Annotated in this window: 18 protein-coding genes and 1 pseudogene; 9 read left to right on the plus strand and 10 right to left on the minus strand. The window is 63.2% G+C overall.

Translation table 11 applies throughout. The features are described 5' to 3' along the window. The first annotated feature begins 2 nt into the window (after positions 1-2). A complete protein-coding gene (locus HAP40_RS03165; RefSeq protein WP_166819148.1) occupies positions 3-1,355 on the plus strand; it encodes a hemolysin family protein in 1,353 nt (450 codons plus the stop codon). Positions 1,356-1,473: 118 nt separating this feature from the next. On the opposite strand, the gene HAP40_RS03170 is transcribed toward HAP40_RS03165, so the two are convergent. After that, positions 1,474-1,758 (minus strand): BolA family protein, encoded by a 285-nt coding sequence (locus HAP40_RS03170; RefSeq protein WP_208024828.1) that lies wholly within the window; start codon positions 1,756-1,758, stop codon positions 1,474-1,476. A 118-nt stretch (positions 1,759-1,876) separates the two neighbouring features. On the opposite strand from HAP40_RS03170, the gene HAP40_RS03175 reads away from it, so the two are divergent. Then, positions 1,877-2,509: a J domain-containing protein gene (locus tag HAP40_RS03175; protein WP_166819146.1), complete on the plus strand. Its 633-nt coding sequence runs from the start codon at positions 1,877-1,879 to the stop codon at positions 2,507-2,509. Positions 2,510-2,765: 256 nt separating this feature from the next. Here HAP40_RS03175 and HAP40_RS03180 read toward each other — a convergent pair whose 3' ends face one another. Beyond that, positions 2,766-3,860, minus strand: a complete 1,095-nt coding sequence (locus HAP40_RS03180) for a citrate synthase/methylcitrate synthase (RefSeq protein ID WP_166819145.1) — start codon at positions 3,858-3,860, stop codon at positions 2,766-2,768. A gap of 80 nt (positions 3,861-3,940) precedes the next feature. Between HAP40_RS03180 and HAP40_RS03185 the strand changes: the two genes are divergently transcribed. Beyond that, positions 3,941-5,161 (plus strand): citrate synthase family protein, encoded by a 1,221-nt coding sequence (locus tag HAP40_RS03185; RefSeq protein ID WP_166819144.1) that lies wholly within the window; start codon positions 3,941-3,943, stop codon positions 5,159-5,161. Positions 5,162-5,216: 55 nt separating this feature from the next. Here HAP40_RS03185 and HAP40_RS03190 read toward each other — a convergent pair whose 3' ends face one another. Further along, complete coding sequence (locus tag HAP40_RS03190) at positions 5,217-5,879, minus strand: DedA family protein (protein WP_166819143.1); 663 nt, start codon at positions 5,877-5,879, stop codon at positions 5,217-5,219. A gap of 293 nt (positions 5,880-6,172) precedes the next feature. Here HAP40_RS03190 and cobS point away from each other — a divergent pair, with 293 nt between their 5' ends. The 5 genes from cobS to HAP40_RS03215 all read left to right on the plus strand — a co-directional run bounded on the left by cobS (position 6,173) and on the right by HAP40_RS03215 (position 12,354). After that, positions 6,173-7,171, plus strand: coding sequence for a cobaltochelatase subunit CobS (gene cobS / locus HAP40_RS03195; RefSeq protein ID WP_028159559.1), 999 nt, complete (start codon positions 6,173-6,175; stop codon positions 7,169-7,171). A 162-nt stretch (positions 7,172-7,333) separates the two neighbouring features. Beyond that, positions 7,334-9,235, plus strand: coding sequence for a cobaltochelatase subunit CobT (gene cobT / locus HAP40_RS03200; RefSeq protein WP_166819142.1), 1,902 nt, complete (start codon positions 7,334-7,336; stop codon positions 9,233-9,235). Further along, the gene (locus tag HAP40_RS03205) at positions 9,232-10,329 is read left to right on the plus strand and encodes an esterase-like activity of phytase family protein (RefSeq protein ID WP_166819141.1); all 1,098 of its coding nucleotides are present in this window, start codon (positions 9,232-9,234) and stop codon (positions 10,327-10,329) included. Before cobT ends, HAP40_RS03205 begins: the two co-directional genes overlap by 4 nt. A 291-nt stretch (positions 10,330-10,620) precedes the next feature. Further along, the gene (locus HAP40_RS03210; RefSeq protein WP_166819140.1) at positions 10,621-11,733 is read left to right on the plus strand and encodes an NADH:flavin oxidoreductase/NADH oxidase; all 1,113 of its coding nucleotides are present in this window, start codon (positions 10,621-10,623) and stop codon (positions 11,731-11,733) included. A 213-nt stretch (positions 11,734-11,946) separates the two neighbouring features. Further along, positions 11,947-12,354, plus strand: a complete 408-nt coding sequence (locus tag HAP40_RS03215) for a hypothetical protein (protein WP_166819139.1) — start codon at positions 11,947-11,949, stop codon at positions 12,352-12,354. 206 nt (positions 12,355-12,560) lie between these two features. Here the strand turns inward: HAP40_RS03215 and HAP40_RS03220 are convergent, their stop codons facing one another. Together HAP40_RS03220 and HAP40_RS03225 are read right to left on the minus strand one after the other, a co-directional pair. Beyond that, on the minus strand, positions 12,561-12,812 hold the full coding sequence (locus tag HAP40_RS03220) for a PilZ domain-containing protein (RefSeq protein WP_166819138.1): 252 nt from the start codon (positions 12,810-12,812) through the stop codon (positions 12,561-12,563). Positions 12,813-13,033: 221 nt separating this feature from the next. Next, on the minus strand, positions 13,034-14,392 hold the full coding sequence (locus HAP40_RS03225; RefSeq protein WP_166819137.1) for a DUF2235 domain-containing protein: 1,359 nt from the start codon (positions 14,390-14,392) through the stop codon (positions 13,034-13,036). Between the two features lie 276 nt (positions 14,393-14,668). Here HAP40_RS03225 and HAP40_RS03230 point away from each other — a divergent pair, with 276 nt between their 5' ends. Then, entirely contained in the window at positions 14,669-15,214 is a 546-nt protein-coding gene (locus tag HAP40_RS03230; protein ID WP_246741188.1) for a hypothetical protein, read from the plus strand. A 194-nt stretch (positions 15,215-15,408) separates the two neighbouring features. Here the strand turns inward: HAP40_RS03230 and ftsZ are convergent. The 5 genes and pseudogenes from ftsZ to rpmB form a co-directional block, all read right to left on the minus strand. Further along, positions 15,409-16,626, minus strand: a pseudogene (gene ftsZ, locus HAP40_RS03235) (cell division protein FtsZ); the annotation flags it as partial. Between the two features lie 50 nt (positions 16,627-16,676). Beyond that, a complete protein-coding gene (locus HAP40_RS03240; protein WP_166819135.1) occupies positions 16,677-17,189 on the minus strand; it encodes a hypothetical protein in 513 nt (170 codons plus the stop codon). Positions 17,190-17,441: 252 nt separating this feature from the next. After that, positions 17,442-19,067 (minus strand): DNA recombination protein RmuC, encoded by a 1,626-nt coding sequence (gene rmuC, locus HAP40_RS03245; RefSeq protein WP_208024827.1) that lies wholly within the window; start codon positions 19,065-19,067, stop codon positions 17,442-17,444. A 20-nt stretch (positions 19,068-19,087) separates the two neighbouring features. Beyond that, positions 19,088-22,786 carry a DEAD/DEAH box helicase gene (locus HAP40_RS03250; RefSeq protein WP_166819134.1) on the minus strand — a complete coding sequence of 1,233 codons (3,699 nt, stop codon included), beginning with the start codon at positions 22,784-22,786 and terminating at the stop codon, positions 19,088-19,090. A gap of 196 nt (positions 22,787-22,982) precedes the next feature. Further along, a complete protein-coding gene (rpmB, locus tag HAP40_RS03255; RefSeq protein WP_166819133.1) occupies positions 22,983-23,294 on the minus strand; it encodes a 50S ribosomal protein L28 in 312 nt (103 codons plus the stop codon). Between the last annotated feature and the right edge of the window lie 242 nt (positions 23,295-23,536).

The following is a 23,536-nucleotide window of genomic DNA, read 5'->3' on the forward strand; positions in this document are numbered from 1 at the left end:
ACATGAGCTCGATCTCGATCAATCTGCTGCTTGCGGTCCTCCTGCTCGCCGCCAATGCATTTTACGTGGCAGCCGAATTTGCGCTCGTGAAGAGCCGCGGCTTTCGCGTCAAGGCCATGGTCGAGCAGAACCGCTTCGGCGCGCGCCTGCTGCAGACCATGATGGGAAACATCGAATCCTATCTCGCCTGCTGCCAGCTCGGCATCACCATGGCGTCCCTCGGTCTCGGCTGGATCGGCGAGCCGACCGTGTCCGCGCTGCTGAGCCCGATCCTGCGCCCGCTCGGATTGTCGGAGGCCACGCTGCACTTCACCTCCTTCGTGGCGGGCTTTCTGGTCTTCTCCTCGCTGCACATCGTCATCGGCGAACAGGTGCCGAAGACGCTCGCGATCAGGGAGCCGATGCCGGTGTCGCAGTGGATCGCGTATCCGCTTCATGCCTCCTATCTGGTGTTCTACCCGCTGAGCTGGTGTCTCAACGCGGCGTCCGGCGCGATCCTGCGTCTGATCGGCGTCCAGGAGTTTTCGCAGCACGAGATCCTGACGGATTCCGAGATCGAAGGGCTGGTCGAGGAATCGGCCGTGCACGGCAAGATCGAAAGCGGTGAGGCCGAGTACATTCACAACGTCTTCCGCCTCGGCGAGCTGACGGTGTCCGACGTGATGGTTCACCGCACCGCCATGGTGATGATCAATGCAGACCTGCCGCCGGAGGAGCTGGTGCGCGAGGTGCTGGCCACCGAATACACGCGCATTCCGCTGTGGCGCGACAAGTCGGAGAACATCATCGGCATTCTTCACGCCAAGGATCTGTTGCGGGCCATCCGCGCCTCGGAAGGCGATACCTCGCGCATCGACGTCACCACCATCATGCTGCCGCCCTGGTTCGTGCCGGAGATGCGGCCGATATCCCAGCAGCTCAAGGCGTTCCGCCGCCGCAAGACCCATTTCGCGCTCGTCGTCGACGAGTATGGCGAGGTCGAAGGCCTTGTGACGCTGGAAGACATTTTGGAGGAGATCGTCGGCGACATCTCCGACGAGCATGACGTGGTGGTCGCCGGCGTCCGTCGCCAGCCCGACGGCTCCGTCGTGGTCGACGGCTCGGTGCCGATCCGCGATCTCAACCGCGCGCTCGACTGGCACCTGCCCGACGAGGAGGCGACCACGGTTGCGGGCCTCGTCATTCACGAGGCGCGTTCGATCCCCGATCGCGGCCAGAGTTTCACCTTTCACGGCTTCCGCTTCCGCGTCCTCCGCCGCGAGCGCAACCGCATCACCGCGCTCCGTATTTCACCGGTGGCGCGCGAGGCGGAGCTGGAAGAGGTGAAGCCGAGAAGGGCCGGAACGTCGTTTTGACGCACGGTAGACCGTCATCGTCCGCGAGGGCGGACGATCCAGCCCCCCGCGGCGGTCCGGTTCTGGCCGCGCCGTCTCGGAGCACTGCATGCTCCGCCCCGTGCGCAATTGCGCACGACTAGCTCCCGCCTTCCCCCGGGGCCTGCGCATGGATCGCCAGCGCATGCACGCCGCCGGAGAGTTCCGCGGCCAGTGCCGAATTTATCATGCGATGGCGGTCGACCCGGGTCTTCCCTTTGAAGGCCGCAGATACGATATAAACACGGAAGTGCGTCTCGCCGCTCGGCCGATGCCCGGCGTGGCCCTCATGCAAATGTGACTCGTCGACCACCTGCAGGCTTTCCGGCGTGAAAGCTTCCTGCAACTTGTTGCTGATAGTGTCTCGCATAGCCATGTGTGCCATTAAGGTGCGCGATCGCACCCCGTCAATACCCGGGAGTCCTAGGCAATCGCGACCGGGTGCTCAGCTAATTGCAATGTCAAGACTTGAAGGTTTTTGCATTGCGTAGTCAAAGTCAGCCATGCCGATCGATTCATCAAAGTTCTTCGACTCCATCCGCGTGAAGCCGCGGGGCAAGCAGCCGGAAGTGAAGCCGCGCGACACCGTGGTGGCTTGCGAGTGGGCCGGCTGCCAGAACAAGGGCGCGCATCGTGCACCCAAGGGTCGCGAGAACCAGCGCGAGTACTGGCACTTCTGCCTGGACCACGTGCGCGAGTACAACCAGAACTACAATTTCTTCTCCGGCATGAATGCCGACGCCGTCGCGCGCTACCAGAAGGACGCGCTCACGGGCCATCGTCCGACCTGGAAGATGGGCGCCAATGGCGGCAAGAAGGGCTCGGAAGCCGAGATCGACATGGCGTCCGATCCGTTCAGCATGTTCAGCGAGATCAACGGCCGCGCCAGCTGGCGCAAGGGACCGGAGGCCGAGCCCAAGGCCGAGACGCGCAAGGTGATGAACGCCGAGCGCAAGGCGCTCCTGGTCATGGGCCTCGGCCCCAGCGCCACGCTCGCCGACGTCAAGACCAAGTACAAGGCGCTGGTGAAGCAGCACCACCCCGACGCCAATGGTGGCGACCGCTCCACCGAAGATCGTCTGATCGAGATCATCAAGGCGTATAATTATCTGAAGACGGTGGTGCGGGAGGCGTAAGGTCTTCGCACTCCACGCATAAGCACTTTGGCGCTACACCCTAGGTGTCGTCCCGGCCTAGTGCGCAATTGCGCACGGGGGCCGGGACCCATAACCCCAGGGTGCAGCTTGGCGAAGACTCGCAGTGAAGGAGTCTTCCCGCGGTATTCACACCGCCTCTCACCGAAAGATCACGCGGTATGGGTCCCGGCCTTCGCCGGGACGACGACGGAGTGATTGGCTCCGCCATCGCGCCTCGCCCATCCGCGCGACTTCATCACGCCTCCGGCATCGCCCCCACATAGGATGAACTCGGCCGGATCAAGCGCCCCGTCCGCTGCTGCTCGCGCGCATGCGCCGTCCAGCCAGCGGCGCGCGCCACGGCGAAGATCGGCGTGAACGCCTGCCTTGGGATCGCGAGCGCGTCGAGCAGGATCGCGGTGAAGAACTCCACATTGGTCTCCAGCGGCCGGTCCGGGTTCTTCTTCTGCAACGCTGAGCGGATATAGGCCTCGACCTCGCCGGCAAATGGCAGATCGGTGCCGTTGGACGCCAGTGCCTCGACCGCGGTCTTCAGCACGTCGGCGCGCGGGTCGCGCACGCGATAGACGCGGTGACCGAAGCCCATCATCCGCTCGCCGCGTGCCAGCGCTGCATCGATCCAGGGCTGGATGCGCTCGCGCGAGCCGATCGCGTCGAGCATTTCCAGCACCGGCTCCGGCGCCCCGCCATGCAGCGGGCCCGTGAGTGCGCAGTAACCGGCGGTGACGGCGGCAAACAGGTCGGCCTGCGTCGAAGCCACCACGCGTGCGGTGAAAGTCGATGCGTTCATGCCGTGGTCGCTGGCGGTGACGAGATAGGCGTCGAGCGCGGTGACCTCGCGCGCTGCAGGCGTGCGCCCGTGCAGCATGCTCAGCGTGTCGGCGGCGTGGCTGGCGCTCGGATCGGGCGCAACGGGCTCCAGACCCTTGGCACGACGGACCAGCGCGCCTGCGATCACCGGAAACGCGCCGACGATGGTGGCCTCGTGTTCGAGGCCGTGCTCGGCGCGAAGCCCCGCGACCGCCGCGCGAAACCCGTCGACGATGCCCATGCCCTTCATCGACGGCAACAGCTCCGGCAATCGCGCAAAGGCGCGCTCGCGCGCGGTACCCAGGCTCGCCCGCACATTGGCTTCGCTCAAGCTGGTCTCGCTGGCGCCGTTCCAGAGCCGGGCAGTGACGCCCTCGAAGCTCGATTTGGCCGCGAGGCTGCCAACATGCTCGCCGGCGATGATCAGTTCGCCGCGCACGCCATCGACATGGCTCAGCACGGTCTCGGCCGCGGGAACGCCGTCCAGCCCGATCTGGCTTTTGGTGAGGTGGATGTTCATGGCCCAATCTCCTTTGCACTGCACCCAGCGAAAGGTCGGGCCTCTCGACAGATTGATCAATCTTGATTACATAAATCAATATGAATAATTCCAGCGAGCTTTACCTCTCCGCCCGGGAAGCCGCGGCCGAGCTCGCGATCTCGCCGGCCACGCTCTACGCCTATGTCAGCCGCGGCCTGATCCGCTCCGAGCCGACCCCGGATTCGCGCAAAAACCGCTACCGCGCAGAAGACGTCCGGGCCCTCAAGGAACGGCGGGTGCCGTCGCCGGAGCCGCGGGGCCTGCGCAGCTTCGACGCTGATCTGCCGGTGATGGATACGGAGATCTCCACCATCACCGAAGAGGGCGCGATCTATCGCGGCGTCAATTGCGTCGACCTCGCCGAGAACGACACGCTGGAGCACACAGCAACGCTGTTATGGGACGTCTCCGGCGTCGATCCGTTCGCGCCCGGCAATCTGCCGCTATTGTCCGAGGAAATGCGCACGATCGGGCAGGCCGCGCGCCGGGCCGCGCCGATCGACCGCGCCGTCGCGGTGCTCGCGCTGGCCGCGAGCGCCGATCCCCGTGCTTTCACCCGCGCGCCCGACGGCCGCGCGCTGGTCGGCGCGCGCATCGTCCGCCTGCTGGTCGCGACCATGCTCAATGCCGAGCCGTCGGCCGAGCCGCTGCATCAGCAGGTTGCCAGGGTTTGGGCCGCGGACAACAAGCATGCGCCCGATCTGGTCCGCCGCGCGCTGGTGCTGCTCGCGGACCATGAGCTGAACGCGTCGACCTTCACCGCGCGCTGCGCCGCCTCGACCGGCCTCAATCTCTACGACTCCGTGATCGCCGGCCTTGCGGCGCTGAAAGGGCCCAAGCATGGCGGCGCCGGCGTGCTGGCCTCCCAGCTCGTGAAGACGCTGATCGATCGCGACGTCGAGCCGATGGTGCGCGAGCGCGTCGCGCTCGGCGAGCGTTTTGCCGGCTTCGGCCATGGCGTCTACAAGCGCGGCGATCCCCGTGCGCAATCGCTGCTCAACGCCCTGTCGCGCGCCGGCGCACCGCGAAAGTTCACGCGCGAAGTGCCGGAACGGATCGCGGAGGCAACCGGCGAGTTCGTCAACATCGACTATGCCCTCGCCGTGCTCGTGCACGCCTTGCGGCTGCCCGCCGGCAGCGAGCTCGCGCTGTTCGCGATGGCCCGCAGCGTCGGCTGGATTGCCCATGCCAGCGAGCAATTGCAGTTCGGCAAGCTGATCAGGCCGCGCGCACGGTATGTGGGCCCGGCGCCGGGGAGGCGGGCGGGGGGCGCGACTTAGAACTTCTGTTAGCGCGCCGCTCTCCGCTGTCGTCCCTGCGAACGACGCCTGTTTCTCAGCCCCGCGGCGTCGCCGCCGCGCCAGCGCCGCCGTTCCGCCGCCGGCGATGGATCCACAGCGCCACCCCGACCACGATCGCGACGGCCACCACCGTCAAAATCCAGATGTGCTTGAACGGATGCCCATGGTCCGGCAAGCCGAAATACTCGTGAAACGCCGACACCGCCAGCACGCCCGGCAGCACATGCGCCGGTGCCCAGGCCAGGATCGCCGGGATGTTCACAGCGTAGAATTTCGCCGGCGCCATCCCGAGTGCGCCGGCGGTCACAGGCACGAAGGCGCGGACCGGCGGCACGAAGCGGGCGAAGAAAACGGCCCAGGTGCCGAAGCGGTTGAAGAAGTTCTCGCTCTGCGCGACCACGCGCGGATAATTGGTCAGCGGCCAGGTGTCGAGGATCTCGCGCTGCCGCCGGTGCCCGATCCAATAGGCCGATCCGTCGCCGAGCACCGCCCCGAGCACAGCGGCCAGCAGCACCCAAGGCAGCTTCAGCTCGCCGCCCGGGACCAGCGCGCTCAACGCCAGGATGATGGTCGAGCCGGGGATCACCGACCCCAACACCGGAACCGCCTCGAGCAGCGCGGCCAGGAACAGGGTGAGATAGGCCAGCCACGGATGGGCCGAGACGAAGGCGATGAGGGGATCGAGGAAGGACGTCACGTCGTCTCTGTGGGGGCTGGAGTCGTGGAATTTAGACCCTACCTAGTTAAGCACACGCGGCAAACGTGCCATTCGCAGGCAGAGGCGTTACCCCGCCCGAATTCGGGCGTGATTCGCAAGGCAGCCCTCCAAAAACTGCGTTCCTTGCCTATCTAAATGAAAAGACAACGGAACTTTGATTGGCGGCCGGGCTTCTGCCGGCTCGTTGTCTCTGATAGGTTGATTTTCAGCACCCAGCCGCAGCCAACGTGCGAATAACCGGTTTCGGGACCGCCCGGGACCTCGGAGGATTGATGACGACCGCCGCCATGTCCAAAGTTGAGGAAGTTTCCGGTCTGCCCGACATGAAGGTGTCGGTGCGTCAGGTGTTCGGGATCGACAGCGATCTCGAAGTGCCGGCCTATTCCGAAGTCGATCCTCATGTGCCCGAAGTGGATTCCGACTACCGCTTCGACCGCGCCACCACGCTCGCCATTCTCGCCGGCTTTGCGCGCAACCGCCGCGTGATGGTGACCGGCTATCACGGCACCGGCAAATCCACCCATATCGAGCAGGTTGCGGCGCGCTTGAACTGGCCTTGCGTGCGCGTCAACCTCGACAGCCACATCAGCCGTATCGACCTCGTCGGCAAGGACTCCATCGTGGTCCGCGACGGCAAGCAGGTCACCGAATTCCGCGACGGTATCCTGCCCTGGGCGCTGCAGAACAACGTCGCGCTGGTGTTCGACGAATACGACGCCGGCCGTCCGGACGTGATGTTCGTGATCCAGCGCGTGCTGGAGGTCTCGGGACGCCTGACGCTCTTGGACCAGAACAAGGTGATCAAGCCGCACCCGGCGTTCCGCCTGTTCTCGACGGCCAACACCGTCGGTCTCGGCGACACGTCGGGCCTCTATCACGGCACCCAGCAGATCAACCAGGGCCAGATGGACCGCTGGTCGATCGTCACCACGCTGAACTATCTCAGCCACGACGAGGAAGTGGAGATCGTGCTGGCCAAGGCCAAGCACTATCGCACCCAGGAAGGCCGCGACATCGTCAACAAGATGGTGCGCCTCGCCGATCTTACCCGCAACGCCTTCGCCAACGGCGATCTGTCGACGGTGATGAGCCCGCGCACGGTGATCACCTGGGCGGAGAACTCCGACATCTTCGGCGACATCGGCTTCGCTTTCCGTGTCACCTTCCTCAACAAATGCGACGAGCTCGAGCGTCCCCTGGTCGCCGAGTTCTATCAGCGCTGCTTCAACGCGGAGCTGCCGGAATCGGCGGTGAACGTGGCGCTGAGCTAAAGGTCTCGCGTGGGCGTCCCGGCCTGGTGCGCAATTGCGCACGGGAGCCGGGACCCATACCGCGGGATGTTTCGATCGAATCGACGCCGATAGTTTTTCTGACCCGACGACGGCCGGTGGTTATGGGTCCCGGCTTTCGCCGGGACGACGGATCAAGGTGATATGACCACCTCCAACTCCAAATTCCGCAACAGCAAGGAAGCGCCGACCGAGCCGTTCAAGCGCTCGGTGGCCTCCTGTCTCAAGGCGATCGCGAAGGCGCCCGAGCTCGACGTCTCCTTCGCCGCCGAGCGCCCGGGTCTTGCGCCTGGCAAGGCGCGGCTGCCGGAGCCGGCGCGCAAGATGACCAAGCGTGACGCCGCCGTCGTGCGCGGCCATGCCGATTCCATCGCGCTCAAGCTCGCCTGCCACGATCCCAAGGTTCATCGCAAGCTGATGCCCGGCAATCCGCAGGCGCGCGGGGTGTTCGAGGCGGTGGAGCAGGCGCGGGTCGAGGCGATCGGCGCGCGTCGCATGGCGGGCGTTGCGAAGAATCTCACCGCGATGCTCGACGACCATTTCCATCGCGGCAAGTTCGACGAGATCACCGACCGCGCCGATGCGCCGCTCGCCGATGCCCTGGCCATGCTGGTGCGCGAGCGCCTGACCGGCATGGCGCCGCCGGCGGCCGCCAAGAAGATGGTCGATCTCTGGCGGCCCATCCTCGAGGACAAGATCGGCAGGCGGCTCGACCGGCTCGACGGCGTGGTCGAGGACCAGACCCGGTTCGGCGACGCCGTGCACGACCTGCTCTCGGCGCTCGAGCTCGGCGACGAGCGCAATGCCGACACCGAGGACAATGACGACAACGACGAGAACCAGGACGGCGACAACGACCAGTCCGGTGCCGAAGGCTCGCCCGATTCCGACGCCGCGCAGGAAATGAGCGCCGACCAGGCCCAGGCGACATCGGAGGAGATGAGCGAGAGCGCGATGGAAAGCGCGCAGGCCTCAACCTCCGACACCTTCGACGACGGCGAGCTCGGCGACGACGAGACGCCGGGCGAGGCGACGCGTCCGAACTCGCACGGCAAGAACGAGCCGCGCGGTCCGGAATACCACGCCTTCGCGCCGAAATTCGACGAGGTCATCGCCGCCGAGGATCTCTGCGACCATGACGAGCTGGAGCGCCTGCGCGCCTATCTCGACAAGCAGCTCGCGCATCTGCAGGGCATCGTCGCCCGTCTCGCCAACCGCCTGCAGCGCCGCCTGATGGCGCAGCAGAACCGCGCCTGGGAGTTCGATCTCGAAGAGGGCATCCTCGACCCCGCGCGGCTGTCGCGCGTCGTCACCGATCCCTATCATCCGCTGTCCTTCATGCACGAGAAGGAGGCGACGTTCCGCGACACCGTGGTGACGCTGCTGCTCGACAATTCCGGCTCGATGCGCGGGCGCCCGATCACGGTCGCCGCGACCTGCGCCGACATCCTCGCGCGCACGCTGGAGCGTTGCGGCGTCAAGGTCGAGATCCTGGGCTTCACCACGCGCGCCTGGAAGGGCGGGCAATCGCGCGAGGCGTGGCTTGCCGCCGGCAAGCCGGCCAATCCCGGCCGCCTCAACGATCTCCGCCACATCATCTACAAGTCCGCCGACGCTCCCTGGCGCCGTGCGCGCAAGAACCTTGGCCTGATGATGCGCGAGGGTCTCCTGAAGGAGAACATCGACGGCGAGGCGCTGGACTGGGCGCACAAGCGCCTGCTCGGCCGGCCCGAGCAGCGCAAGATCCTGATGATGATCTCGGACGGTGCGCCGGTCGATGATTCCACGCTATCGGTCAATCCCGGCAACTATCTCGAGCGGCACCTGCGCCACATCATCGAGGAGATCGAGACCCGCTCGCCGGTCGAGCTGATCGCGATCGGCATCGGCCACGACGTGACGCGCTACTACCGCCGCGCGGTGACGATCGTGGACGCGGAAGAACTCGGCGGCGCCATCACCGAGAAGCTCGCCGAGCTGTTCAGCGAGACCAACACCGCGCCAACCCAGCCGGCCGGTCGCCCGCGACGCAAATTGCATTCGTGAGCACGCATCCATCCCGCCGCAGCTTTCTTGGCCACGCGGCGGCGGGATTCTCCACCCTCGCGATGCCGCGATTGGCGCAGGCTCAGGCGCAGCTTCAGCCGGCCGTCGAGCCGCCGCCGCGAATCCTTCAGCTCGAGCACGCCGTCTCGGCGCCCGTCAGCGTCGAGGTCAACGCCCGCAGCATTGCCAATTTCGAGCCGCGCGACCGTTCGCGCACGCGCTTCGGCTCGCTGGATTTCCGCAGCGGCCTGGTGCTGACCTCGCCCTATCGCGGCTTCGGCGGCCTGTCCGGCCTCCGCTTCCTCGACACCAAGGGCGAGCGCTTCCTCGCCATCTCCGACCAGGGCGGCTGGTTCACCGGCACCATCCGCTATTCCGGCCGCGAGATGGTCGGGCTCGCGGACGTCGAGGCCGCGCCGCTCCTGGGCGCGGACGGGCGGCCGATCACGGAGAAGCGGCTCTGGTACGACACCGAGTCGCTCGCCCGCGACGGCAGCCTCGTCTATGTCGGGCTCGAGCGCGTCAACCAGATCCTGCGCTATGATTTCGCCAAGGGCGGCACAAGCGCCCGCGGCGAGCTGATCGCCGTCCCGCCCGGCTTGCGCAAGCTGCCCTACAACAAGGGGCTGGAGGCGATGGTCGTCGTGCCCAAAGGGCAAAGTCAGGCCCAGGCGCTGGCGGGCACGCTGATCGCCTTCTCCGAGCGCGGGCTCGATTCCGGCGGCAACCTCGTCGCCTTCCTGATCGGCGGCCCGACGCCGGGCCAGTTCAGCGTGCGCCGCTCCGAAAACTACGACATCAGCGACGCCGTGCTGCTGCCCTCGGGCGATCTCCTCATCCTCGAACGCAAATTCTCCTGGTTCACCGGCGTCAACATCCGCATCCGCGCCATCCCGCTGAAGTCGATCGCACCGGGCGCCGTCGTCGACGGCCTCACTCTGTTCGCCGCCGATCTCGGCCACGAGATCGACAACATGGAGGGCATCGACGCCCACGTCACGGCCGACGGCGAGACCGTGCTGACCCTGATCTCCGACGACAATTTCTCGATGCTGCAGCGGACGCTGCTGCTGCAGTTCGCGCTGGTGGAGTAGGCACGGCGCGGTCCTCCTCGCCGTCGTCCTGGCGAAAGCCAGGACCCATTACCCCAGGGAGGAGTTTGGCGACGGCAAGTCGTTCGGGATGAGCACCTCCGCGATCGATAGACCTCGCGGTATGGGTCCTGGCTTTCGCCAGGACGACAGTGGAGGTTGTCGCGCCGCCTCCGCCAAACCAACCGCCGCAATGCATGGCCCCACGGGCCGCCATACCCGGGGCGCGCCTAGCAATCCGCGTTTCCCTCACTACACTCCCTTCATCGCCCTCCATTTCCCGGAACTCCCCGCATGTCCGTCCTGTTTTCCCCGATCAAGCTGCGCGGCCTGACGTTGAAGAACCGCCTCGTGGTGTCGCCGATGTGCCAATATTCGGCCGATGACGGCGTCGCCACCGACTGGCATTTCACCCACATCAACAATCTCGGCCTGTCGGGCGCGGCGATGTTCTGCATCGAGGCGACGCATGTCGAGGCGATCGGCCGCATCACGCCGGGCTGCCTCGGGCTTTACAGCGATGCCTGCGAGGCAGCGCTGAAGCCGATCCTGCATTCGGTGCGCAAGCATTCCTCCACCGCGATCGCGATGCAGCTCGCCCATGCCGGCCGCAAAGCCTCGAGCGCGCGGCCCTGGGATGGCGGCCAGCTGATTCCGGAAGGGCAGGGCGGCTGGCAGACGGTCGGCCCGTCGGCCGTGCCGCACAAGGAGGGCGAGGCTGCGCCGCTCGCGCTCGATGCCGCGGGCCTGAAGCGCATCCGCGACGCCTTCGTCGACAGCACGAAGCGCGCTGCGCGGCTCGGCATCGACGCCATCGAGGTCCATGGCGCGCACGGCTATCTCCTGCACCAGTTCCTCTCGCCGATCTCGAACCGCCGCACCGACGAATACGGTGGCTCTCTCGAAAACCGCATGCGCTTCCCGCTCGAAGTGTTCGACGCCGTGCGCGCAGCCTTCCCGGCTGACAAGCCCGTGGGCATGCGGGTGTCGTCGACCGACTGGGTCGAGGGCGGCTGGGATCTGGCGCAGACGATAGAATTCGCCAGAGCGCTGAAGACGCGCGGCGTCGACTGGATCGATGCCTCCTCCGGCGGCGTCTCGCCGCATCAGAAGATCCCGCTCGGTCCCGGCTATCAGGTGCAGTTCGCGGACGCCATCAAGCGCGAGACCGGATTGCCCACCATCGCCGTCGGCCTGATCACGCAAGGCAAGCAGGCCGAGGAGATCGTCGCATCCGGCAAGGCCGACATGGTCGCGCTCGCGCGCGGCATGCTCTACGACCCGCGCTGGGCCTGGCACGCCGCGGCCGAGCTCGGCGGCGAGGTCGAGGCCCCGCCGCAATATTGGCGCTCGCAGCCCTCGACGCAAAAGGCGCTGTTCGGCAAGACCACGTTCGGGGCGCGGTGAGGGACGTGTGCGGTTGAGGTGCGATGACTGCGCCAAATAAACGGTGTCGTGCCGGCCTCATGCGCAATTGCGCACCAGGCCGGGACGACACTGTGTTCGTGGCGCGCGCGCATTGCGCCCCATCCCGCTCACGCATCCGTAAAACTCCTCGCCTTCCGCCCTTCGCAAAACTGGCCTAACCTCCGTCTTCTCAAGGCGTCACGGAGGCCGGCGATGCGTTTTGGTGTTCGCAAGACTGCCCATGTGTTCGAGCGCGTGGGCCTGGCGATGGCGGGGGCGGCGTGCGGGCTGTTCGTCGGCGCCTATGTCGGCTCGGCGATCGCCCCGCTGACGACGCAAGGCTTTCTGCTGGCGATGATGGTGCTCGGCGCCGTCGGCTTCTATCTCGGCATCGACACGCCGCAGCTGCCCTTCGATGACGCGCACAGCCAGATCGACGCCGCGGAATTCCTGAGCTCGGCCGGCACGCTGTTCGCCACGCTCACCGCGCTCGCCTCCGTCGCCGTCATCGTGCTCCGCCTCGACCCGCACATCGCCTGGACCTGGCTCGCCTTGCTCGGCTGGATCGCCGGCGTCGCGATGCAGATCGTCGCGGGCGCGAAGGCGCGGATGCGGAAGTGATGAGAGGGGAGAGCGACACCTCAACCTCCGCTGTCGTCCCGGCCTAGCGCGCAATTGCGCACGGGGGCCGGGACCCATAACCCCAGGGAGTAGTTTGGCGAAGACTCGTTGCTCGGTACCTCTACCTCTCGCCACTGCAAAATCACGCGGTATGGGTCCCGGCGTCCGCCGGGACGACAGCGCAATGTGTAGCGACGAGCGTCCCCTTAAAACACCACGCCCACGCGCGTGCCGCGCTTCCAGGCGATGCGGCAGCGCTTCCTGGTGTTGACGTGCAGCAGCTCGAACCGATCGGGGATGCTCACCTGGCCGCCGAGATCGACGCAGGCCCCGCCCGGCGAATAATCGATCAGCGTGCAGTTGATGACGGGCGCGCGCGGGTCCGTGATGATCTTGGCCTGGCGCGACACCAGCCCTGCGGGCTTCACGCGGGCATATCGGCGCGGGTGTTGCGGCACGTCTCCTCCAACTCCGCTGGTTTCGCGGTGGGTTTGGAGGCGATGATGGAACGCGGATGATGCGATCCCGCTAAGGCGCGGCGGTGAATTTTAATGAAAAGTATCGGCGAATGCGGAAAGCGGCGGTAGTGGGGTGCGGCAGTGGTGCCTCGACTTTCGCCGGCGTCTTGGCCTGAGGCGATCATCTCGAAGCACGAGGCGTGCGTTCAGACCTCGCCCGTTCAGACTTCGCCAAGCGTCATGCGCTCCGCCTCGCTGCCGGTGCCCGCATGCGGCGGCACCGGCATCGGCACGGTCACGTAATCCTTCGGCATGTTCACCGGACGATAGTTGGGCTCCACCGCCATCCGCTTCAACACGCTCTCATGCACATGCGCGCCGTCGGGGATCGGGCGCGGCTCGCCATCGGGAATGTAGAAGCCGAGAGTGACTTTCCGCTCCGGCCATTCCCGGTACTTCGCACGCTTCGGCAAGAATTCCAGCACGCGCCAGGCCGCCGTCATGGAATCGTGCAGCATGCCCGTCTTGCCGGTGTAGGCCGGCTCGACATATTGGAACGGCGAGTTCTTGCGCTGGATGCCCCAGGCGAGCTGCTTCACGGTCGCCGGGTTGAAGTTCAGCCCCGCCTTCTCCGCTTCCGCGATCATCCAGAGCAGCGGATATTTGGATTCCCCGCTCTCCACCTCCGCATAGCCGCCACCGACGTCGCTGTGCACGCCGGCGAACCACACCTGCAGGATGTCCTGCGGCACCTTCTTCTCGTCGGGGACATAGCGGTTGCTCCAGAACTCCTGAGGCTCTTCGTATTTGTTCAGGCGGAACATGCGGCGTCGTTCGTCGATCGCGATCGCCTGCCGGAAGATCTTGACGCTGGGGTTGCGCCGCGTGAAGGCGAGCTCCTCCAGGCTGAACAGGAAGAAGAGATTGTCGCGCCGCGGCACGATCACGCTCGCCACCGTGTCCCACACGCCGACGAAGTGGATGGTCGGCCAGCGCGTCGAGGTGATGCGCGCGAACTGCGCGGCGAGGTCGTATTCGTCCTTCGGCAGCGGCCCCTGGTCGTCGAATGCGACGTCCTTCAAATCCTCGATCTCGTTGCCGCGCCCGGTGCCGGAATATTGCTTGTAGGCGACGAGGCCCGAGCCCGCGAGATTCGCCTGCTCCGGCGAGATCAGGCCGATCTTGTGGATCAGCCCCGCCAGCACGCGAACCGTGTAGGCCCCGCGCGAGAAGCCGAACAGGTAGATCTTGTCGCCGGGCGCGTAGTGCTCGACCAGGAAGCAATAGGCCGAGAGCACGTTGTCATCGAGCCCATAGCCGGTGGCGAGCCCCAGCACCAGATTGATATTGGCCTTGAGCCGGTGCCACGTCGTCGGCTCTGTCACCGTGCCGACCCCGGGATCGTAGAACACCATCTGTCGCGGCGACGTCCTGTCGGTCTTGCGCAGGCAGCGATACAGCTTCAGGACGTTGGAGATGTTTTCCGAGATCTCGTTGCCGGTGCCGTCACAGCAGATGACGAGGTGCTTGGGGTCGGGCTTGGGCTCGGGCTTGCGCTCGGTGGTGTGGGCCGGCTCCATGGGGTGCGCCTCCGGGTGATGCTACCGGGACGAGTATAGCGGAACCCGATGGCAGCGAGGAGACGAAGTCCTCCCTGGGCGGCATGGTGCCTCATTTGCGCATCAGCTGTTGACATTAACCAGCTGTTAACCATGCCGTCGCCTAATGGAAGCAATTGGGGGTCAACATGTCGGCCCATGTGACGCGACCGGAATTCGTGCCTGTTTCGGCCGGTCGGCCTTTCATTCGCTGAACGGCTGGCTGTCAGCGTCACGGCTGTCCTACGGAGCAAAGCCATGTTCGGGAAGGACGATTTAGTGGACAATCTCAGCCGCGATCTCGATCGCGCACGTCTCAGACGCGATGCACTCGCATCCGAAGCCACGACGCTGGCGGCGCAGATCGCCGAAATCGAAGCCCGCCTTGCGGAGGAGAAGCGCAGGCGGGAGCGCGACCGGGTCCTGAACGAAATCGAAGCGATCAAGGCGCGAATCAAGCAAGCCGCCGGCGCGTTTGCACCCGTCGTCGATGGTCTCTCCAAGGCGGTCGAGCAGGCCTCGGCCGTCGTGCCCGAGGCGCGCGAGCTCAACAGTTTCCTGGTGTCGGTGGCGACCGAGGTCGATACCGTGCTCGGTCCCCTGTTGCGCGAGCTGGATCAGCGCGCGGATGCGGTGCGGGTCGGACACGCCATGCTGGACCTTCCGAGCCCGGCCGTCGAGCCGCCGATCGAGCCGCCAAAAGAGGCCAACGATCGCATGCTCCGCTTCCCCGCATGGCTGTCTCGCGACAAGGAGACGGAGAAAAAGGAAGCTGCGGAGACCCCGCGCAGCTCGGCGGCGTGAATCATCGGCGCGCGGCGCAGCTTAAAAGCTTGTCCTAAGTTTCCACAGTGTCATGGCCGGGCTTGACCCGGCCATCCACGTCTTGCCCGCGGTACAACGAACGTGGATGCCCGGGACAAGCCCGGGCATGACGCCTTGTTGTTGCTCTCGAGTCCCGCTCAGCTCGCCGCGCGGCGCAGGAAGGCCGGGATATCGAGCAGGTCTTCGTCGGCGATATTGCGCGGAATGGAGCGGCCGTAGGCATCGAGCGGCCGGTCGGCCACAGGCCGCGCATAGATCGGCCTTGCCTCTTGCGCCGCGGGCTGACCGGCTTCGGCGTGGATCGGCGGGCTTTCCGCTTGCGGAAGCGGTGCACTGCGCTCGATGCGATCGGCGATGCGGCGGCCGTCGTTGCGTAAGCGGCCGGCGAGCTGCGTGAGGGCGGTTTCCACCGGTTGCGCCTGGAGCGCCGGGTCGACATTGTCGATTCCCGTCGCCACCACCGAGACGCGGACGATGCCTTCGAGGCTTTCGTCGAACGACGCGCCGACGATGATGTTGGCATCGGGGTCGGCCTCGTCGCGAATGCGGGTCGCGGCTTCGTCGACCTCGTACAGCATGAGATCCCTGCCGCCGGTGATGGAGATGATGAGGCCGCTGGCGCGCTTGATCGAGGGGTTCTCGATCAGCGGATTGGAGATAGCGGCGACGGCGGCCGCGAGCACGCGCTTCTCGCCGGACGCCTCGCCCCGTCCCATCATCGCCTTGCCCTTCTCCTTCATGACGGAGAGGACGTCGGCAAAATCGAGATTGATCAGGCCTTCCTTGACGATGAGGTCGCTGATGCAGGCGACGCCCGAATAGAGCACCTGGTCGGCCAGGGCAAAGGCGTCGGCGAACGTGGTCTGCGCGCTGGCGACCCGGAACAGGTTCTGGTTCGGGATGATCAGGAGGGTGTCGACCGTCTTCAGCAGCTCCTCGATGCCGGCTTCGGCAAAGCGCATGCGGCGCGTGCCCTCGAAGTAGAACGGCTTGGTGACAACGCCGATGGTGAGGATGCCGAGCTCGCGCGCGCACCTCGCGACGACGGGGGCCGCCCCGGTGCCGGTGCCGCCGCCCATGCCGGCCGTCACGAACACCATGTGCGCGCCGGTCAGTTGATCGCGGATCGTGTCGATCGCCTCTTCGGCCGCCGCGCGTCCGAGTTCGGGCTGCGAGCCGGCGCCGAGGCCCGCGGTCACCTTGGTGCCGAGCTGGATCAGGCGCGTCGCCCTCGACATCGCCAGCGCCTGCGCGTCGGTGTTGGCGACGACGAACTCGACGCCATGCAGCCCGGCCGTGATCATGTTGTTGACCGCGTTGCCGCCGGCGCCACCGACGCCGAACACGACGATGCGGGCCTTCATTTCGTGGATGTCGAGATTGCCAGCCATGATTCCCTCGCGATTGCTCCGGCAAGCCGGGGATGGAAAGGTTAAAGTCGCTATCTGCGGGCCGCGCGGTCTGATTGAATGATCGCGGCGGCCAGATGTCCCAATCGACTCGCGGCTTGTCCTGCGAGGCCGCCGCCAGGGTGGCGAGCGCTGCGCAGAGCCGTCACTTCGTCTTCCAGTCGTGTCGCCCATGCGTTGGCGGCCGTCGCCTCGGCAGCCGCCTGCGTCAGCTCGACGGCGAGCCGATCGGCGCGCTCGCGCTCGCGCTCGAACACCACCCTGTAGGCGGTTGCGACGTCCTCGAGCCGCGCGATCTCCGCCTTGAAGACCTCGGTCTTGACCGCCTCGATCCTGGCCACGGAGGCATCGACGGGATCTGCCCGGCGGGCGCGCCGCGGCCGGGGCGTGTAGCGGAGTGTGGAGAGATCGACGCTCACCACGGCCTTGCCGCCGTCCGACCGCGAGCGCGGCAAGCGGCGGCGCCGCGCCAGCGCCCGCGCGGCCTCGCGCGAGACATTGAGGCGGCTACTCAGATCGGCATACGTCAACAACTCAACGCACATCGGCGCTTCTCCTGGAGCGAACCGGGAAGGCATTTCGAGCTAATGATGGCTGGACGATTGCCGAAGGCTATGCTGCGTTTGGTTAATGGACCGTTAACGGGGGAGGGGGGTTGTTTACGGGTGAGGTTACCGAAGAGGGCAAGTTTCTTCGGCTAGGGTTCTGTCTTGTTGCTCGTGCTTCACCGTCGAAATGAAGCGAGGTCGCTCCAGAAGTGTGGCGAGACCTCGCGCTTGCTTCAGCGTTCATCGTTGCTACGCATCAGTTCCTGTAGGTTGCAATTCCTCGATCGATATTTGATCAAGCTCATCAGAATTTGACGAAGCCAAAATTGCAGCCACCTCAATTTCGGGCAGCATCTCAACAGAGCGCAGCTTCCGATCTATCGCGCGTTTCCGAATCGATACCCCATCGATCGTATTGGAAGCCTCTTGAAGCTTCTTTTGAACTCTGTCGAGAACCGTGCCGTACTTGTCGAATTCCGTCTTTACGGCGCCAAGAATCTGCCAGACTTCGCTAGATCGCTTCTGAATTGCGAGAGTTCTGAATCCCATGCGCAAGCTATTCAGAAGAGCAAGTAATGTTGTTGGCCCAGTTACAAGTATTCGGTTCTCGCGCTGAAGATAGTCTGCAAGGCCCGGCCTTCTAATGACTTCGGCGTATAGGCCTTCGGTAGGCAAGAACAGCACTCCAAAATCGGTACTGAATGGAGGATGGATATACTTGGTTGAGATGTCATTCGCCGCTTGCCGAATACGTGTTTCCAAGGCCTTTCCAGCAATTTCAACCGCGTCCACGTCGCCGCGCTCCGAAGCGTCGATCAGCCGTTCGTAATCCTCGGTCGGAAACTTTGCGTCGATCGGCAACCACAGTGGGCCGCCTTCACCTCCCGGGAGTTTGATCGAGAATTCGACTCTTTGATTGCTCCCTGGTCTTACCTCGACGTTCTTTTCGTACTGATCGGGCGCCATCGCCTGCTCAAGGAGGCCTGCCAATGTGACTTCCCCCCAAGTGCCCCTGGTCCGTACATTCGTCATCATGCGCTTAAGGTCGCCGACCCCTGTCGCCAACGTCTGCATCTCCCCCAGGCCTCGGAAAACCTGTTCAAGCTGATCACTAACCAGTTTGAAACTGCTATTGAGTCGTTGCTCCAATGTATCGTGCAGCTTCTCATCGACGGTTGCGCGCATCTGTTCGAGCTTCGTCGCGTTGTCATTGCGAATAATCTCAAGGCGGGCCTCTACCGTGGTACGAACTCCTTCTTGAGCTTTCTCCAATCGCTCAGTGAGCAACGAGAGAGTGTTGTTCACATTGCCAAGCCGCTCGCTCTGAAGTTCGCTTGATTGAGTAAGCGAGTCATTCACACTAGTACCTAGCCGATGGAAGCTATTGCTGAGTTCGTCTTTCAGGACGCGGGCCGTCTCCGCATGCCCCGTCAAGTTTTGCTCTAGCTTTTGCTCGATCATGCCTCGAAGACTGTCTCGATTTGTGACTGCCTCAGATCTCATTTTCTCGACATCAGAGTCGAGTTTGGATGCGATGCTGTCAGCTCGCGCCTCAATTGATAGAATTCCGCTGTCTAGGCGGGTCGAAAACTCTTTGATCTGTTCGTTGATACCTTGTCCAAGGCTGCCGAAACCGACGATGATTGCTTCTTGAAACTTGGCTATCAGATTGCCGAGCTCCTGCCTAACGCCCCGTGATTGATCCTCAGTTGCCCGACGAAGAACTTCGGTTTCTTCGCGAAGCAATCTGGCTAGCGTGGTCAGCGAAAGCTCTTGAGCCAATCGGCGATGGGAAAGGTAGGTCAAGAGCGAGAATACGGCAGCGATCAGGCAAATTGCGCATGATGCTGACAATAGCGAAAGATTTAAATCCATAAGCCCCCCAAAAGAAAAAACTAGCGCGCGATTTCTATCCAGCTCTCCTTGCCACGTTTTCCAACGCAGATGCGTCCGACGATGCTCTTGGTTGAAACGTCGTAAAGGGCGCCGACTTGATAGACGCGGAGACCCAGCATCGCTCTTGATTCAGAAGATGTGGCTAGGTGTTGATTGTTCGGCGATACAATTGCTGCTTCCACCCGATACTTTCCGCCGTTCTTGGCTGACGTGAGTTGGTTAGCAATTTCGGGCCACCTTTCGACTCCATCTGAACCTCGGCGGACGCCATTGAGCATCTCGATTAGAGGTTGGAGTCGATAGGGCGCGTGCGGTGTCATGAACTCGAAGTGGATCGCGAGCCCGGTTAGCTCGCATGTGCGAATATCGTCGGGGTGGGCCGCACGGCCGCTCCACACGCACGTCCGGCGCTCGGAGGGTGCGCAAAACATCCCCTTCGATGATCGTTGGGCAATCTGCTCCAAGAGCCGAAGACCAGATAGGCTGCTACTCACGATGTGGCGTTTCAGCGCCCGCTTGCCGGTTAACGAGCACGTCTCGAGGCCGATGGGCAGGACCATCTTGCCGGTTATCTCGCATTTCTCGAGAATTCCGGCTCTAACACGATGGCCGGTTATCTCGCACTCTTCTGCCTCGTCTGGCGCTATGGGGCGTCGTGTCTCATGACAAAAGATGAACTCCCGCTTGTGCCCCGTCCTTCCCGAAGCTGACGATTGCATTCCTTCGTCGGACCTGTACTCCTTCCCGGAAATCTCGCTGAGAACTAGTTCGTCAGTCAGGAATTCAGACTTGGTGAAGAAGCATGTTCGAAAATGCTCGGCTTCGGCCTTCTTTCCGCTCATTGCTGAAGTCTTGAGGAATTCGACCGAGACCAGCTTTCCAGTTATAGCCGATACATCGGCCTCCTCCCGAAGAATGCGCTTGGCGCTATGTGCGCACAGGATCGTGAACTCCGGAAGAGCCAGGCGCCCACTTGTTTCTGATTTTGCAAGCAGGTGGCGGAGCACGTAGGCGCCGGTCACATCGCATCTAGCCAAACACTGGTTGGGGACGGTCTTTCCAGACTTGGAGCATAAGCTCAATTCGGGGGCGCGAATGAGCGCTTTGTCGTGTGGTCGAACGACAAGAAGACTCTCGTATTCATCTTCCGAGTTAAGGGTGTATCGTACTTTTACTCCGATCTCCCTGTGCACTCTTCCGTCTAGTCCGACGAGCGTCAGTTCCAGGCGAGGAGTGAACTCGTCTTCCAGCTTCTTGCGCTTGCGCGTATCGGACGCGCGCATGGTCTCATGTTCCCGACGCTCCAGGTAGAAGCGCGAGAATTCAGAAATGCCGTCATCCGACAGCGCGGCCCTTTGAAGTCTGTCGACGTCGATGCCAAGAGATTGAGGCTTGTCGAATGCCCTTGGAATTGGATTGACGGCGCTCTTGTTGCGCTCGGTCCGATGATCTTGATTTTCGCAATGGACGCCCACAAGACGTTCGTAGCTATCGTGAGCTACGGTAGCTCGAACGCGCAAGAGAGCTGACCCGTCGAACAATCGGATGGCATCCGTCAGTTCTGACGACGTGAAGTGTCCTCCGAATTGTGTAACCCAGGTCTGGGCAGTTTCTCGGGATGCGCGCGTCGGATCCTGGTCGAGGTCGTCTACCTCATGCAATCCGCTCGCAACGATGCGACCTACAAGACGCTGAAAGGCTGGGGCCCCCGGTGCGTATAGCGTGGTTCGCTTAGCTGGGTCGGCCGGGTCTGCGAATCTGATGTATTCGCGTCCGCCATTCTCTTCAGCGCGAAGAAATCCATTGGGCTCCTCAGTCAGTTGAACTTTGAGGAATTTGAGCGCCGCCAACGCGAACTCGCGAGGAGTCATCGACCGTTTAATGTTGGGGAGTGTTGGCGTGCGCGGACCGTCATATTCGGCCTCGTCCATACCTCCGAGCAGGGAGTTAATATTTGCCTCCTCGCGTTCGAGCTCTAGCTTGGCGTCCTCAATGCTCTTTTCGGCAAGTTTGGTGGCTCTTTCGACGTCCTTTCCTGCCAACGCAGCCAGCACGAGATCTAGAACTCTGTCCTCAAAGCCGGATCCGCCATCCTCATCTCCGTCACCGACATCCGCACCTTGCAGAAGCGCCTCTACGTCGCCGACGGCGTGTGATGCCATCTGAAGTTTTTCCATCAGTCTACCGACGATGTAATCTTCAAAAGTTCCTCGGAGAGTCACGTTGTAGATGCTTACAAAAGCATGACTCGAAGCGAGGCGTTGTACGCGCCCGATTCTCTGTTCGACGATCATTGGATTCCAGGGCAAGTCGTAGTTGACGAGCACGTTTGCGATCTGAAGGTTGACGCCTTCGGAACCCGCTTCCGTCGAAACAATCACTCTGTAGCGCGGGGGCGTTTCACGGAAGAGCTTAATCGTCTCCTGATTCCGCTCTCCCGAGTCGCCATTGATTATGCCGACCTTCAGTCCGTGACCTTCCAGGAAGTTCTGGATTGTTGTTTGCGTTTCTCGTCGGATGGTGAATACGACAAGTCTCCAACCGTCAGGATTTTCCTTCTTTAGCTTTTGTATGAGCTTGTTGAGACCGAGGAGCTTTGCCGTTAGCGGCATCTCCGCCACAATATCTTTGACTGTCGCCGCAAGGTCGGCCGGAACGGTCCCATTCCGCGCCATATTGTCCAACTGTGCCGATAGCGCCTCGGGACTACTCGTTAACGCCTGTAGTATCGAGATTTGAGTAAGCCGGTTGAGCTTCTGAATTGGCTTGGCGATCGCTTTGATGAGCTGAAGCTCTGCCGCGGTAGGATTTACTTCGTGTCGCAAAACCTTTCTTTCGGGGAAGTAGAGCTTGGCATCACCCCGACGTACGCGAGACATGTAGCCGTAGACGATCGATCGAAATTCGTCCTTTGCCTCTTCCTTTAGCTGACGTGCTCCGTCCCGAGGATCCGCAACAAATTTCCGGATAAACATGCCTTCGCTGCCGAAGGGGTTGTCATGCCCACGAGCGACAGTCAGCAGGTCAACCAGCGAGTACAGGTCCCACAACCGATTTTGAATGGGCGTGGCAGTCAGCATCAGGACGTAGGGAAATCGTCGTTCCTCTAGCGCCGTGCGAAAGCGTTTCGCAACCTGTGGGGTGTTGGGGACACCGTAAAGATTTCTGAGCTTGTGCGCTTCGTCTAAGACCAGCATCTGGAAGCGGTCTTCTGGAAGCTTTTCGAGATACAATCGAGCCGAATTGTACGTCGTGATTACCGCGCCGACTTCATCTGGTTCGGCGGCAAGTAAGTCCCTCCCGAATGCCACAATGGCTGGAATGTTGAACTTCGCCTCTAGTTCTTCCTTCCATTGCTGGGCGAGAATCTTTGGACAAACGATTAGGACCTTGGACAGTCGGGATCGGATGACAAGTTCGCTAATGATCAGGCCTGCGCTGATCGTCTTTCCGAGACCAACATCGTCCGCGAGCAGAGTCACTGGAAGACGACGACAGAATGTAATGAGGTTGGTTACTTGATGATGGTAGGGAGTAAGACGATCGCTCCACCTCGGCGCAGACTTAAAGTCTTCCGCGCGATCAATAACAATTGGGTCGGTCAGGTCCCATTCGAGACCTGCTCGGTAAAGTCTATATTCTTCGGGCTCTTTGCTCCGGCTAAGAATCTTCGACTTAAATTCCGTGGCGACGTCCATCCCCCAACCCAATCTGAGACGTGCTCAACCGCAAGATGCTTGGTTCTACCCTTGCGGGCAAGTGCACTTTCGTCGGTGTGTTGGTGCGTCGCAAAAGCAAAAACGGCCGGATCTTCCGATCCGGCCGCTACTCAAACTCTACTGGCTAAGCCTACGCCACGCGACGCAACCTAGCCCCCGCCCAATTCTTGAAAACTTAGCTGGCCTTCTTCGCCGGCGCGGTCGTCGGGCCGACCTTCTTCTGGATGGCGCGCTTCAGCTCGAGGGCGCGCGGCGACAGGGCGTCGGCGTTGGCCTTGAGCAGGAAGGCATCGAGGCCACCATTGTGGTCGACGCTCTTCACCGCGTTGGTGGAGACGCGCAGGCGCACGTTGCGCTCCAGGGCTTCCGACTGGAACGTCACGTTGACGAGGTTCGGCAGGAAGCGGCGCTTGGTCTTGATGTTGGAGTGGCTGACCTTGTGGCCGACGAGGGGGCCCTTGGCCGTCAGTTCGCAGCGGCGAGACATGGCAAAATCCTTATCTTAGACCCCAACGAGTTGCGGCCGCCATTCGGGGCGCCACGGGGGCAAATTCTCTGTCCTTGCAGGGAGCGGGCGGACGTATAGGGGGGAAGGGGCGGGTAGTCAAGGTTTTGGGGCGGGGTTTCATGCCTCGCACGATGCCCAGCCTTCGGTGTCATCGCCCGGCTTGACCGGGCGATCCAGTACGCCGTGGCGGCGCGGCCGGAGTCGAGGGGCCGCGGCGTACT

The sequence above is a fragment of the Bradyrhizobium sp. 1(2017) genome (assembly GCF_011602485.2).
GTDB lineage: Bacteria > Pseudomonadota > Alphaproteobacteria > Rhizobiales > Xanthobacteraceae > Bradyrhizobium.